At 68.9% G+C, this 14,023-nt stretch carries 14 protein-coding genes; 6 read left to right on the top strand and 8 right to left on the bottom strand.

What is annotated here, in order from left to right:
- Positions 1 to 42: 42 nt before the first annotated feature.
- The 8 genes from ACYQBY_RS17610 to ACYQBY_RS17575 all read right to left on the bottom strand — a co-directional run bounded on the left by ACYQBY_RS17610 (position 43) and on the right by ACYQBY_RS17575 (position 8,799).
- Entirely contained in the window at positions 43 to 597 is a 555-nt protein-coding gene (locus ACYQBY_RS17610) for a DUF4913 domain-containing protein (RefSeq protein WP_459645188.1), read from the bottom strand.
- Complete coding sequence (locus tag ACYQBY_RS17605; protein ID WP_459645187.1) at positions 594 to 2,459, bottom strand: type IV secretory system conjugative DNA transfer family protein; 1,866 nt, start codon at positions 2,457 to 2,459, stop codon at positions 594 to 596. Before ACYQBY_RS17605 ends, ACYQBY_RS17610 begins: the two co-directional genes overlap by 4 nt.
- On the bottom strand, positions 2,456 to 4,189 hold the full coding sequence (locus ACYQBY_RS17600; protein WP_459645186.1) for an ATP/GTP-binding protein: 1,734 nt from the start codon (positions 4,187 to 4,189) through the stop codon (positions 2,456 to 2,458). Before ACYQBY_RS17600 ends, ACYQBY_RS17605 begins: the two co-directional genes overlap by 4 nt.
- A gap of 124 nt (positions 4,190 to 4,313) precedes the next feature.
- Positions 4,314 to 5,804: an SCO6880 family protein gene (locus ACYQBY_RS17595; RefSeq protein ID WP_459645185.1), complete on the bottom strand. Its 1,491-nt coding sequence runs from the start codon at positions 5,802 to 5,804 to the stop codon at positions 4,314 to 4,316.
- Positions 5,801 to 7,072: a hypothetical protein gene (locus ACYQBY_RS17590; protein WP_459645184.1), complete on the bottom strand. Its 1,272-nt coding sequence runs from the start codon at positions 7,070 to 7,072 to the stop codon at positions 5,801 to 5,803. The genes ACYQBY_RS17595 and ACYQBY_RS17590 overlap by 4 nt, the downstream gene beginning before the upstream one ends.
- Positions 7,073 to 7,152: 80 nt before the next feature.
- A complete protein-coding gene (locus tag ACYQBY_RS17585; protein WP_459645183.1) occupies positions 7,153 to 7,893 on the bottom strand; it encodes a hypothetical protein in 741 nt (246 codons plus the stop codon).
- A 28-nt stretch (positions 7,894 to 7,921) separates the two neighbouring features.
- Complete coding sequence (locus ACYQBY_RS17580) at positions 7,922 to 8,218, bottom strand: hypothetical protein (protein ID WP_459645182.1); 297 nt, start codon at positions 8,216 to 8,218, stop codon at positions 7,922 to 7,924.
- Positions 8,215 to 8,799, bottom strand: coding sequence for a DUF6668 family protein (locus ACYQBY_RS17575; RefSeq protein ID WP_459645181.1), 585 nt, complete (start codon positions 8,797 to 8,799; stop codon positions 8,215 to 8,217). The genes ACYQBY_RS17580 and ACYQBY_RS17575 overlap by 4 nt, the downstream gene beginning before the upstream one ends.
- Positions 8,800 to 8,949: 150 nt before the next feature.
- On the opposite strand from ACYQBY_RS17575, the gene ACYQBY_RS17570 reads away from it, so the two are divergent.
- From ACYQBY_RS17570 to ACYQBY_RS17545, 6 genes are all read left to right on the top strand, one after another.
- A complete protein-coding gene (locus ACYQBY_RS17570; RefSeq protein ID WP_459645190.1) occupies positions 8,950 to 9,213 on the top strand; it encodes a helix-turn-helix domain-containing protein in 264 nt (87 codons plus the stop codon).
- Positions 9,206 to 10,228: a C40 family peptidase gene (locus tag ACYQBY_RS17565; protein ID WP_459645180.1), complete on the top strand. Its 1,023-nt coding sequence runs from the start codon at positions 9,206 to 9,208 to the stop codon at positions 10,226 to 10,228. Before ACYQBY_RS17570 ends, ACYQBY_RS17565 begins: the two co-directional genes overlap by 8 nt.
- Before the next feature lie 224 nt (positions 10,229 to 10,452).
- On the top strand, positions 10,453 to 10,857 hold the full coding sequence (locus ACYQBY_RS17560; protein ID WP_459645179.1) for a hypothetical protein: 405 nt from the start codon (positions 10,453 to 10,455) through the stop codon (positions 10,855 to 10,857).
- Positions 10,858 to 11,638: 781 nt separating this feature from the next.
- Positions 11,639 to 12,133: a helix-turn-helix domain-containing protein gene (locus tag ACYQBY_RS17555; protein ID WP_459645178.1), complete on the top strand. Its 495-nt coding sequence runs from the start codon at positions 11,639 to 11,641 to the stop codon at positions 12,131 to 12,133.
- Between the two features lie 99 nt (positions 12,134 to 12,232).
- Positions 12,233 to 12,871, top strand: a complete 639-nt coding sequence (locus ACYQBY_RS17550) for a hypothetical protein (RefSeq protein ID WP_459645177.1) — start codon at positions 12,233 to 12,235, stop codon at positions 12,869 to 12,871.
- A gap of 58 nt (positions 12,872 to 12,929) precedes the next feature.
- Complete coding sequence (locus tag ACYQBY_RS17545) at positions 12,930 to 14,018, top strand: hypothetical protein (protein WP_459645176.1); 1,089 nt, start codon at positions 12,930 to 12,932, stop codon at positions 14,016 to 14,018.
- The last annotated feature ends 5 nt before the right edge of the window (positions 14,019 to 14,023 follow it).

Here is a 14,023-nt window from a genome sequence, read left to right as displayed (position 1 = left end):
CCGACGCCCGGTCCGCCGTGGCGGACCGGGAGACGGTGGGCTCTACGGGGCCGTGGGCTCGTAGGGCTCGGTGGGAAGCGGCGTGAGCGGGCTGTGGCGGGCTCCGCACTGAGCGAAGGGCCCGGCCGGGTTGAGCAGCGCGCCGAGCTGGGAGTCCAGGTGGTCGCGGTACCAGGTGGCCATGCCCATGAAGGGGTCCAGGCGCAGCGTCTCCCAGGACCGCCAGAGGGCGTCGAGTCGGCTGTGAGCCTCGGCGTGGTCCCACCACCGGGCGCACCAGCGGGTGTTCGGACCCAGGGCTCGGGCGTACATCGGGGCGAAGTAGCCCTCGACCCAGGCGACGACGGAGGGGTAGAAGGGCTCGAACTCCTCCTCGTCCTTCTTCCCGCCGCCTGTCCCGGCGCCCGGCTTTCCTGGCGCCTTCTCCCCCGGCGGGTTTTCCGGCCCAGGCTGCGGCATCGCGTCGGTCAGGTCCTCGACGTCGCGGGCCAGCTGCTCCAGGCCGGTCGACAGGCCGCGGACGACGGCAGTGAGCTCGCTGAGCTCCTGCCTGCTCACCGCTCCGTCGCCGCCGTCGCTGGTGCTGCTCTCCGTCATGTCCGGACTCCCTTCTGCGATCGGCGGGCGTCTCGCTCGGCCCGGCGACGCATCGCGCGTTCGCGGGCGGCTGCGGTCGTCGTCTTGGTGGAGCTGGCGATCTCGGCCTTGATCTGGTCGGCGGTGCTCTCCTGATACCAGGGAAGGGACGTCAGCAGAGCCGGGGTGATGCCGGTGGCGAACAGCAGCACCGTGTTCTTGGGGAGACTCCTGATCTTGTTCACGGGCAGGATGGACTCGCGGCGTGTGCTGACGCTGCGCGACGAGGAGCCGTCGTTGTAGGTGCGCGAGACGGTCTTCACGTCGTGCTCGCCGACGAGTCGAGACAGGTCGGAGGCGAAAGACGCATCGTCCATGCCGGAGCCGATGATTTTGATGGTCGCGGCGCCCCAGAGGGTCTTCATGCCGGCTTCGCCCCAGACCCGACCGCCCTGGGCGTAGGACTGGAGGATGGTCCAGGGGACGATCCCTCGGGAGCCCAAGTGCGAGTAGAGGTCAGGGAGGTCGGCGATGCGGCACACGTTCGCTGCCTCGTCCAGAACGGCGAGCATGGGCGGGTCCAGACGCCCGCCGGCTTCCTCGCCCAACGCCACTGCGCAACGCATGACTCGGTCGGTCAGGGCGGCGACCAGAGGTCCGGCCGATCCGCCGCCGTCCTTGCTCAAGAGGAAGAGGGTCTGACGGCTCGCGGCGAAGGACCAGGGGTCAAAGACCTCCAGATCGGCTGCTGTCACCTCACCCGAGACGGTGTCCACGTGATCCTGGGGCGGGGTGACCCAGTTGGTGATGTCCGGGTTACGCAGGCAGGCGGTCGCTTCGCGAGCCGTGAAGAAGACACCTCCCTTCGTCTCTCCGGGAAGCCCTTGCGTTCCCGCCAGTGAGTCCGCCATGGCGCGGTACCCGTGCTCCCGCAGGATGTTGACCGCTTCGGGCGAGACCTCGTCGTTCACCCACTCGTAGACGTCGAGGATGCTGCGGTCGCTGACCGCAGCCGCCATGATGAGGGCGCCCAGCAGGCTCTTGGCCGCCGGCCCCCAGATGTCCTTGGCCTTCTCGTCATCCACGGTCAGCACGAAGTGCCCAGCGAGTCGCTCGGCGTCCTCCACGGTCTGCAGGCCCTCCAGGGGATCCCACCACCAGGTCTGGGTGGCGTGAGCGATGTGCTGCGGGTCGAACACCCACACCCGTTCACCGGTGCTCTCCGCCCGCAGCCGGGACGTTGCCGCCAGCAGGTCGACCTTGTTCGACGTCGCCACCACCGCGCCGGGAGCCTTGAGGATCTGCGGGACCGCGAAGGCAGTGGTCTTGCCGGAGCGAGGCGCCATGATGGCGACGAAGGAGTCCTCGAAGGAGGCGTAGAGGCAAGCCTTCTTGCTGCTGGTTCCCTTGAGCATCCCCAGGGCGATCCCGGCCTCCGTCTCGGGAATGTCGCGGTGATCCCGGCCGGCCAGCGACGGCCTGAGGTCGCGGATCTGTAGGCGGCGTCCGTTGGCGGTCATGTGCCTCACCTCCTGCATCCGCGCCAGCGATCGCAGGGGGTCCTCCGGTCCGGGGCGCCGGCTCCACCAGCGCACCACCGGAACTGCCGCCACCGTCAGGGCGGCTACCAGTAGGACCGCCGCGACGCTCCACACCTCCGTTGGTGCCACGCCCTGCCAGAACGTCGCCGTGCCGTCCTTGGCCGCCTGGATGGCCAAGGTGATCGAGAAGGGCGCAGAGACCCACCCCTCGCCGCGGACGAAGCTCACGATGCCGCCAGCCACCCACAGGGAGGCGTCGGCGACCAGCAAGCCGCCGAGGCAGCCGGGGATGACCCAGGGGGCGATCTGCCCCCCGCCACCCGAGGAGCCGGCGGACGTCATCGCTCCAGCTCCCAGCGCTTGTTGGTGTCGTTGATCGACCGTTCGCAGTCAGTGAGCGTGATCTGGACGGGGATGCCGGGCCGTTCCCCAATCTTGAGCAGGCACTTCCCCTCCCCCATCCGAGTGCTCGCGCGGCCCGTCTTCGTGCTCCAGCTCGACGGCGTCGCCCAGGAGGTGAGCAGCGCCTGCTCTGCCTGGGAGAAGCGAACGATGCGGTTGAGGGAGTCGAGCTCGGCCTGTGGTGCCCCGAATGTCGCGACGTAGCCGGCCCGCTCAATGAAGCCGCGGGCCTTGTCGCGGTCCTCGGCTCGCTCCAGGGCGTCGAAGTCCTTCGTCGTGTGGGTAATCATCGCCTGGCCGAAGCCCTCCTGGCGGTTGAGTCGCGTGACCGCGTCGATGCGCCCGGCCATGCCGACGCCTGCGCGCAGGATGCGCCAGAGCTCGTCGAGGACAGCGAAGTAGTGCGCCCACGGGATGACTCCGGCGTCGGCCAGCTCCTGCATGGCCCTGACGGTGCCGAAGCCGTGCGACCAGCACGTCAGCAGTGCGGCGGCCTCCAGTCGCGGGTCGGTGTCCTTGATGCGGGAGGTATCCATGCAGATGGCCGGCGCGTCCAGGCTCATCGACTCGCTGTTGCTGCCGGAGAAGACGTCACCGAAGGCGCCCTTGAGCAGGGCGATCAGGCTTCGCTCCAGACGCTCCGTCAGGTGGTCGTAGATGTCGTCCTTGCCGCGGTCGAGGATGGCGGTACGCACGGCCTCAGGCCGTGACCGCAGCGCCTCGAGCATGTCTGCGACGACGGGCACCCCCTGCTGCCGGTCGCCCAGGACGTCGATGAGAGCGGAGACGGCCGACTCCTCGTAGTCCTTCAAGGGCTCCCGGCGGACGACCTCCAGAAGCGCGTTCATGGTGGTCGCCTGCCGACCGCGCAGTTCAGCGCGCAGCTCGTCACGAGCCTTGCCTGACAAGCGCTGGACAGCCCACGCCATTGCGCCTGGGTCCAGCGGGTTGAGTCCCCCGACGCCGCGCCCGATCCGCAGGACCTGACCGCCAATGGCCTCGGTGAGGTCCACGTAGTCCGGCTTGAGGTCGCCCAGGAAAAGGGGGCGCACGCCGTTGGCGACCATGCCGAGGCAGGTCCGACGGATGAAGGTGGACTTCCCCAGGCCGTTGAGCCCGATGACGAACACCGAGGGGTTCGAGATGAGGTTGGTCCGACGGAACCAGGAGACGGGATCGGCGCAGACGGTCTCTCCGGTCGCGGCGCCCGACTCGATTCGCTTGCCGATGGGCACCCCGACCATCGGCGTGCCGGAGCCTGCCGAGAAGGGGTACAAGCCGCACACCTGCACGCTCGTTCCGCGCCACTCCAGCGGCGAGGGGACGTGCACGGTGCGTCCTCGTCCTGCCCCGACATAGCCTCGCGGTGACGGTCGCGGCGCCTTACGGGCGGTGGGCTTGGTGGCGCCCTTGCGCAACGGTAGGCGCTGCATGAGGCGATCGACGCCACGCCGGGCGCCTCCCTTGAGCACCTCCTCAGCGGCAGCGGTGGGGTCGTTGAGTCCTCGGTAGAACAGGTCGAGCAGGCCGGCGGTCGTGACGTCGACCTCGGTGGCCAAGGTCGCTGGCGCTGGCACCGTCGGGTCCTTGGTGATGGACACAGTCGGCGCCTTGTCGTGCTCGACGCGAAGCCCCGCCTCACCCAGGCTGGTTGCTCTCGTTGCGCTCACTGCGCCTCCTGTGTCGTGTCGTCTCAGGGGTTCTACGGCCGGGCCGTTCAAGCTCGCGCCGTGGCGGGAACCGTTGGCGATTCCCTGGAATCAGGCATCACCGATGCCGGATCTGCGTGCGTGCTCAGATGGCTTCGCGCAAGAAGACGGGGGTTCGGACGTGATCCGGCAGGACGATTCCTGTCGGGAGTCCCGCAGCGAAGGCCGCGTCCTGATTCCCGTAACAGCGGCGCAGCCGGAGCCGTGCCCCCGCACCCAGGTTCTCGATCTCTGGGACCACCCGGACCAGATCGGCGGCGTCGAGGACCGTCGCCGTCACGAGGAGGGAGAACCGCTCCAGGCCCGCACCGCTGGCCTCCTCCATGGCCGCCTGCGTCGCTGCACGCAGGTCCGACAACGTCCGGGCCTTGGCGGGCTTCTCCTGGTTCGCGGCGAACGTCGCGTTGGTGACGTCGGCTTCGACTCGGGCGGTCGCCGCCGCCGGGTCGAAGGGGCGGTACACCAGCGTCACGCGCTTGCGTGAAAGGCGGGGATGCGGAGCGAGCAGTCGGCCGAGGATGTTGGAGAAGACGGTCCCTCGCGGAGCGTCGACCATCTCCCAAGTCACGGAGGTGCCGGAGTCATGGCGGTAGCTGTCCCAGTGGTTCTCGGTGGCGACCGGGCCCGCGCTGTCCCAGGTGAGTCCACTGCCCTCCGAGTCGAGCCTGGCCTGCTCGATGACCGCCGCCGCCGCCGGGTCGTAGGCGCCCCTCAGCGTCTCGGCGAGCTCGGAGACCGTCATGGGCGTCGCGACGCCGGCGCCGGTGGATGCGAGTCCTTCGGCCAACGCCGGGATACGGGTCCCGAGCTCCACGGCCATCGCCTCGGCGTCTCGCCGCCCAGCGGCCGTCGTCGCCTTATAGGTGAGCTGGATGCGGGTGGTGACGGTGGCCGAGCCCCTGGGGAAGGTGTCGGCGATCTCCTGCATCATCTGACGGGCCAGTTCGGGGGCGTCCGGCCGGACCTGACGCCGCACTTCCTGGGCGAGCCGGTGCCCTGGGTCCGGGCTGGTCTCCACCGTCACCGTGCAGGCCGCCAGGTTGGGCTCGTGGCCGAGCAATGCGAGCCAGCTCCCCCAGGAGGCAACCCAGCGTTCGATCTGGTCCTGGTCGACGAGGGCTGCGCCGTCCGCGTCGCAGTGCAGGACCGCGCTGTAGTGGCCGGTGTAGGGCACGTAGATCATGCCGAACGGGCGACCGAAGGCGTCTTGAGCCTCGTAGCAGCGCGTCGGGGCGGCGACACCGGGCAGCGTGTGTTGGGTGTGCGGCAGCCGTCCCAGAACCCCGGAGCGGTAGACCACGCTGCGGGTCCGCTTTCCCCACCACCAGGTGAGGGTTGCCGCAGCACGTTGGAAGCCGTTGCGTCCGTGACGGACGCTGACCAGGGGGGCCAGCACGAAGAGTCCGATGAGCACCACGACACCGGAGGCCCAGAGGCTCGCCAGGGACAGCAGGACGGCCAGGCCCAGGACGACGAAGGCGATCACGGTGCCGACGAAGCCCAGCGGGCCGAGGCCGGCGGACCGCTGCCGTCGCCAGTTGCCGAACGTGGATGCCTGGGTCATGTGGGTACTCACGGCCGTCCTCCTTCGATTCCATGTTCACCGGCGGCCTTCGCGGCGCCGTTCGCCCTCTTGGCGACCTCCAGGCCCGCGAGCACGACCGCTCCCACTGGCGTGGCAGCTCCAGCGCCGGAGGCGCCGCCTGCCGCTGCGCCTCCGCCCGCGCCCGCGCCTGCCCCGGCACCGGCACCTGCACCTGCACCGGCACCTGCACCGGCACCGGCGCCTGTGCCTGCGGTAGGCGCCGCGCCGGGTGCTGCGGGAGCCGGCGGAGGCGAGGCGGGCTGTCCAGGCTGCCCGGCGGGACCACTAGGACCGCCAGGGCCCGCGCTGCCCGGCTGTCCGGCGCTGCCGGTGTTGGAGGCGCCGCTCGGTCCCACCAGCCCTGCCTGCCCCCGCTGGGGACCGGGTGCGGCACCGCCGCCGCCACGGCTGCGGTGCTCGCTGTAGAGGCGTGCCCCCGTAGCGGCGACGGTCGTTGCTGCTGCGGCGAACCCTCCGCCGGACGACCCGCTGGCTGCAGTGGTGACTGGGCTGATGACGCGCATCAAGGCCGGAAGGGTCAGCGCAGCCAAGAAGAGCAGGATGATGTTGCCCACGAACTGCGTGGCGTTGGCGCCCTGCCCGACGCCGATGAAGACCGCGGCGTACACCAGCGACGCAACCGGCTTGAACAGCAGCAGTGCGACGATCCACGCGATGGTCTTCTGGCTCCACTGCTTGCCCATCTCCGTATTGGTGAAGGAGGAGGACAACGGCAGCAGCCCCACGAGCAGCGGGAGTACAGCTGACTTGACGAGCAGCATGAACACCTGGACGAACGAGCCGACGATCCCGACGACGCCGAAGATCAGGAGCATCGCCGAGCCCATGTTGGCCGGGCCGAGGTCGCCCAGCTTGACCAGGGCGAGGAGCTTGTCGCCGAACGCTCCGCCCGTCGACTCCTCGATGACCCAGGCAGAGAACCGATCCCCGGCGGCCCCCAGGGCCGTGATGATCGGTACGGCCAAGGCGGTCACCAGCAGAAGACGTACCAGGGCGGCAGCGGTGTCGACGCCTGCTTGAGCATCGCGCTGCCACATCATCCGGGCGCTGCCCAGGGTGAGCGAGAACAGCGCCAACGCCCCGACGTACCAGTGGGTCGCCCCCGACACGAAGACCTGGATGGGCCCTGAAGGGTTCGGTGTCGGAAGCGACGTCCAGTAGGTCAAGAGCGTCTTGGTCATCCAGCCGGCTCCATCGGCGAAGCTCTTGGCGATGACATCGAAGCCGGACTGGGCCACAGCACCAACTGCCCCGAGGGCAGCGTCACCGACGGCGCCACACACCGTCGATGCGCCGGGCAGATCGCACGGATCGGGCACTAGATGCCTCCCCAGGGTATGAATCCGACGAGCGACGGGATGGTCTGGGCGTTCGATGCCTGTGCGCCCTCGGGCGTCAGCACGAGGCGCCAGTCGCTGCCGTCCCACGCCAACGTCGTCGTGACGACGAGAAGTTGTCCGTTGCCGAACTTGGAGACGAGCTGGATGACGGCCTGCTCCTCCGTGTAGGAGACGAACTGGAACCCGGCGATCTGGCCGAGGTCTCCAGCCTTCGGGCGCGACAGCGTCAACGGCCCACGAGTGGCCGCCCAGGCGTCGCGCCCAGGACCAGGCGCCACCGATGCGTTGACGACGCCCTCCCAGTCCTGCGCCACCCGCACCCGAACGGCGGTCTGGGCTCCGGCGATGAGGGCGCCGGTCGGCGTGTGGGCATAGCCACTCGCCACATCCCCCTCGACTCGCCGAGGTCCTGCGCTGGCGGAGTAGGGCAGCGCCACGGTCTCCCAGATGTCCCAGGTCACGTCGGCAGGAGCCTCCGTGGGCACCGTCTGGTCCAGCGGAGCTGCCGACGGACCCGTTGACGCGGGTGCGCTCGAAGGCACCGGCGGAGTCGCTTCCGTCGGCACCGACTCCTGCGGCCCGCGCACGAACAGGAAGACCGTCGAGGCAAGCAGTGCCAGGAGCAGAGCCAGCGAGAGGATGAACCACCGGCGGGTCCACGGCGACTGCGGGGAGTCGCTCGCGCTGCTTCGGGTCGGGTCGGGGCTCAGCGATGTCATGGTCACAGCCTGCCTCCTGCGTCCGTCGCTACAAGAGGACGTCGAGGATCTGGCTGCCCGCAGCGAAGAGGCTGGTTCCCCCGACGAACCAGCCGAGGGCCTGGCCGATCTCAGTGCCCTCCCCGCGTCGGTGGGCCATCATCATCTGGGCGGCGATCAAGCCCAGGCCGACGAGGGCCAGGGCGGTGACGATCCACTTGAAGTAGCCGAGGGCGGTCAGCAGCCCTTCGGTGCCAGGTGGCTGCTCCGCGGGCGGATTGGGGACGGCCATCGGCATGGCGTTCATGACGATGCCTGCGGCTTCGATGCTGGTCTGGATGATCACGATGCTTCCCTTCGGGACGGGCGGATGCGGTGCAGGTCGCTGGCGAGGTTCTGCACTTGTGGATGGAGGGGGCCGGTCGGCGGGCTGACCGACAGTCGGAGGTGGTCAAGCCACGGCACCTGCCACACCTGCGGCGTGATGCCCGAGAGCATCCGCAGCCCCTCCGTCAGAGGGCGGGGCAGCCTGCCCGGTGCATCGGCCACGGCCACCACGCCAGCCAGGAGCAGGCCCGGCGTGACGTCGCCGGATGCCCATCGATGTACCTCCTGGCGCGCACGCAGCAAGCCGCTGGCATGGGTCCGGCACACCAGGACGACGGCGCCGATGCCGGCCGGGTCGGAGGGCCACCGCCGTTCGGCGTCCCGACCGCCAGAAATGAGCGCGGAGAGGGTCGAAACTCCCGCCCCGCCGTGAGTCCCGAGCCAGTACCAACTCTCCGCCCCCTCCTGCTGAGGAAGGGCAGAGTTCGGCCGCTCTCCGGCGGGGCTGAGTCGCCTGTGCGCCGACGCCCACAGCCGTGCGGGGGTGGTCGAGGTGCCGCCCGGAGCGGGCGGAACGACGCCGTGCGTCGCCTTGTCCACGGGGTGCTCCTTCGATCGTGAGCGACAACCGCCGGCTCGAACTACCCGGCCTTCGCTCCTGTGAGTACAGACTAGACGTGTTCCTGTCAGTATAGTCAAGCCGGTAGCCGAGCAGAGCGCCGCGGGCGCGAGCAGGAAGAGGTGGTGGACATGCCGCAGAGTCAGGCACCCGGAAGCGACGTCTCAGTCATGACGGCAGGCGCTCCACCCGGTCGCAGTCCGTTGGACGACGATGTCCTGACGGTGCTGGAGGTGGCGGCGCTGTTCAAGGTTTCGCGGCAGTCGGTCTACGACTGGATTCATCAAGGGCACCTGCCGGCCATCAGGCTCGGCAGGACGTTCCGCATCCACGCCCAGGTGGTCAGGCAGATCCTGGCGTCAGGGACGATGGCTGTCGGTGGCGCCGATGCCTAACTCCGCCGCGCTCGTCGCCGCTGCCGGAGGTGCTGCAGCTCTCATTGGCCTCACGGTCATCATGGGCGTCGCCTCCGATCCAGCAGCCGCAGGCGGAACCGGTGGTATCGGAGCGGGCGCCCAGCTACGACCAGGAACGGTCCCTGCCCAGTACGCCGCCCTTGTTCAAGCGGCCGGACAGGTCTGCCCGGCCGCGCCCGCGCCGATCATCGCCGCGCAGATCAAGGCGGAGTCCAACTGGAACCCCCGTGCCGTGTCTCCGGTTGGGGCTCAGGGCATCGCGCAGTTCATGCCCGGCACCTGGCGCAGCTTCGGCAAGGATGAGAACGGCGACGGCCGAGCCGACCCCTTCGATCCGGCGGATGCCATCCCGGCCCAAGCGCGCTACGACTGCGCGGTAGCCGCCCAGCTCGCCCCCGACATCGCATCGGGGCGCATCCGAGGCGACCTCACCGATCTGATGCTCGCGGCCTACAACGCCGGACCGGGCGCTGTGAGGAAGGCCGGCGGGATCCCGCAGAACGGCGAGACGCCCGCCTACGTCAGTCGCATCAAGCAGTACGCCGCCGACTTCGCCAACCCCACGATCCCCACGCTCGGGGCGGTCCCGTCCTCGGAGTTCGGGCGACGAGTCGTGGACACCGCCATGCTCTACAACAACAAGTTGACCTACGTGTGGGGTGGCGGGAACTACTTCGGCCCAACCGGCGGCGGATTCGACTGCAGCGGGCTCGTCCTCCATGCCGTCTACCAGGCGTCGGGAGGCAAAATCAAACTTCCGCACCGAGCTGACATCCAGCGCACCATGGGAACCCCGGTCCCCCGCGAGCAACTGCAACCAGGCGACGCCATCGCCTTCGCCCACCCCGGTGCGTCGTTCTTCCACCACATCGGCATCTACCTCGGGGACGGCCAGATGATCCACGCCCCCACCTTCGGGAAGCCCGTCCAGATCACCAACCTCAGGACCAACTACTGGGGCCGTATGACATGGAAGGCGGTTCGCTACGGATGAGCACCTCCCGTCGCGCCCTGGCCCTGCGTCTCGCCGCACCCATCGCCCTGCTGGGACTTGTCCTGCCCCTCGCCTCGTGCGGGGACGGAGGAGCGAGCGGGGAGCGGGCAGTCAGTGCTCCCACGAGCAGCTCCCCCGTCGACGGCGAAACGGCCTTCACCCCCTCCCCCAGGCCCTCGGGGACCACCGGAAGTCCCGCCGCCAGCCAGCCCGTCGTGGGCTCGGTGGACATGAGCAACCCTGATGCCGTCGCCCAGGCGGCCCTGGTGGCGCTCTACAGCCACGACACCAGCATCGACACCGGCCCGCACGATGCGGCTCTGCGTGCCCTGCCCTGGCTCAGCTCCTCCTTCGCTCGCGCTGTTCAAGAAGCCCGCCCCGTCGCCGCACCAGGCGCGGAGTGGAACGAGTGGGCACAGCACCAGGCGTGGACGACACCCAGGGTCATCGAGGCCCTGGACCAGCGGCCCGAGGACACCAGCGTTCAAGCCTTCCGTCAGTACCAGGTGGACCTCACGCCAACCGGGCGAGACGGGTGGGCCGGGGCGGTCACGAGCTACGACGTGTTCGTCATCTTGACCAACGACATGCAATCTGGCTGGCGAGTGAACGAGGTGAATCTGGCATGAAAGGACATCGCTTCAAGGACGACCCCCTCATGCTGACCTTGAAAGTGGTCGACGACATGGTGGGTCATGTGAATGGTCGCGCCGTGCAGGCAGGTAGCCGGAGCGTGCATCGCAACCTCATCGGGACTGCCGCCACCTTCGCGGCCAGCGTCGGCCGGCCGCTGCCTGCGGTTGCAGAGGACGACAGAGGGCGGGTGCATCTGGTCATCGCCGCCGACGGATCGGTTCGCGTTCTCCACCCGCGACGTCAGGACACGAGCCGCTGGACGTCCGATGTCCGCCCCGCAGCGGTCGATGCTGTCCCAGCCCCAACTCCCCCGGCACGTGATTCCACGGAATCTCGGGGAGGCGGCAGCAAGCGGCCCCCGCACTACGGCGACCGCTCGACCTACTACTACGACGCAGGGCGAGGCATCGGAGCAGAAGACCCTCAGTCACCCCCTGGCGACGAACCCGCACCAAGCGACATGGCTACGGCCGCAGGCGTACCTGACGCCGTGCTATCCCAGGCGGCCAAGGCACTGGGGATCGACCCTCAGGCCCTGGCGCAGGTTCTTGCGGCATCACGACAGGAGGCTGAGGAGGCCCCCTCCAGCTCAGCCCCCCCGGCTTGATCCAAGCGTGACCTGCTGCCCCTAGGCTGGGAGGTCTCGCGTTCCGGCAGTCGGGTGGTGACCTCTTCAACCATCCGGCGAGGCTGCTACCTTCGGGTAGCAGCCTCGCCTGCTACCGGGCCGGGAAATCAGGATCGGAATGGGCGACGAAAACGGCTGGGGGATTTGTGGAGCTCGGGCGTGACGGCGGAGACTTCACGGTCACGCTTGCTGACCGTCTCAACGCCCTGTTCAAGGAACGCCACCCCGAGGGGCGAGGGCCTTACTCCACCGAAGAAATCGCCGACATAACCGCAGCCAACGGTGAAGCCGTCTCCTCGGCTTACATCTGGCATCTGCGACGCGGCGCCAGAGATAACCCGAGTCTGCCCAAGTTAGCGGCCCTGGCTCGCGCTTTCGGGGTCGGCATCGGCTACTTCTTCACCACTGTAGCCCCCCGAGAAATGCACATGGACGAGGCATTGCGCCGAGCCATGGAGAACACCGCCGTTGCGGATATTGCCCTACGTTCATCTGAGCTTAGTCCCGAAGCACAAGAAACCATTAAGATCCTTATTGAGCGACTGCACGGCATTGAGCAGCCGCCGGCGGGCTTGAAGCGCATTCAGCCTCGCCCCCTCCCCCCTGAGGCCGACGAGGACGACGCGACGCCTCGGGGTTGACGTATCACCCACCGTGTCGGCGGGGTCGAGTCCGTCTGAGCCGTAGGGCATCATGGCGAAGATCAGTGACCGCCACGTCGACTTGAGGTGACACTCGGGGTGAAAGCCAAGATTCAGTCGCTCCTCGCACGACGCAGAGCCCACTCGGCCGGGGAGGTGACTCCTCAGGCTGCCGCCCAGATGGAGAGGGACTGCGCCGACCTGCTCGACCGCATGGACCTCAGCGAGCCCTTCAAGGTCGATGAGTTCCTGGGTACCGTCTCGTCGCTGGTGGCCGCGCCCATCTACCTCCTGGACATGGACGAGGAGTGGCAGGAGGCGCTCAGGCAGGTCGGCGACCACACCTCCGCCTTCACGGTGCCGCTGTACGACGGCTTCGGGATCATGTGGAACCGCAGCATCCCCACGCTCGACGCCGTCGTCCTCGGACACGAGGGTGCCCACGTCTTCTTTGGAGACGTGCGCCGTGGCACTGGGCCGGCTCCGGTCCCCCACGAGCCCCTACGGGTGCCGTCTCCCTACGACGAGAACGGGAAGGTGTCTGAGTTGCTCCTGCTCGGCGCAGCACGCACCTACGAGCTCCCCCCCGACGGTCAGGGAAGCCCTCGTCTCGTCCTCGACCCGGTGAGGGAGTCACGCGCCGAACGGCTGGCGACGCTGGCCGCAGCGCGAGCGACCGGCCGTGGCGGCGGGTACAAGGTCGACCCCATCTCCGCGTTCTTCCGCGCCGATGGGTGAGCTGGCCCTGGCCGTCGCTCCCTGGGCGGCCCTCCCCGGTGTCCTCGTCCTGTGGTTCATGATCCTCATCAAGTGGCCGGGTCTTCGGAAGGCCGCCGGCGGGCGTTGGTACAAGGTCATGCTCGCCGCGGTCATCATGATGACCTTGAAGCTGCCAGTGGGTGGTGTGCTCATCGACGGGGCCAGTGGCGTTCCTGGTCTGCAGGTGCTGCTCCGCGACGTCGCGGGGCTCTACATGAGTCGCCAGGCCGTCATCGGCATCCACGAGGTCACGCGGAGCAAGTACCACAGGCAGCTCGACCGCCTCGTCACCACGCTCGTGCTGCTCGCCGTCCTGGTCATGACGCTGGCCTTCATCGCCACCCCCAACGGGGCGGGCATTCTCAACCTGGACCCTGCGTCCCTCCAGCCGGCGGCGCTGACGTTCTGGGTCGCCTTCTGCCTCGTTCACGGCTTCAACGTGGGCCTCACCGCACTCCGTTGCGGGCGCGGCATCTGGGGGCACCTACGCCATGAGACTCCCGTGCGGACCAAGATCGCTCTGGGCTTCGTCATCCTCGCCAGCTCCATGATCTTCAGCTACCTGCTGGCTCACGTCACAGCCATCTCCGCCTTCGCGCTCAATCGGCCCGACTCCTTCTTCGTCGTGCACAACGTCCCGCTGCAGACCTACCCCGGATTGATCGGCCTGCTGGCTGTGGCGGCTGCCGCAGCAGTCTGGGCCGACCTTCCCGAACGGTGGCTGCACCGCCGCATGGCCGCCGCCTGGCGCTGGACGACCTCCGTCGAGCCAGCCGGCGTCCTCCGCCCCCCGGTCGCCGAGGCTCGCACTCGTGTGGTGCGGCGCCTGATCGAGGTTCAGGAAGCCGCGCAGCGCATGGCCAGCTACGTGCCCGCGCAGCTCCGTGACCGCGCACTCCTGCAAGCCGCGCAGAGCACGGGCAAGCCGCTCGATGCCCCCGAAACGCAGCGCCTCGCGGCGGTCACCATCGTCAGCCTCGGGCGCCAAGCCCGTCTGACCGGACAGCGCTGCGAGCCCCAGGCCCAGCCCCCGCTGCCCATCCCGAACGAACCACGCGAGCTCGTCAGCCTCTTCCGGTTGAGGAAGCAAGCCGACCGCCTGGCCGCCGAGCTCATCGACGCCTGACGGAT

It is taken from the genome of Kineococcus anabasis, from assembly GCF_054590795.1.
The sequence above is the reverse complement of the archived record's forward strand: the minus strand, read 5'-3'. Positions and strand labels throughout refer to the sequence as shown.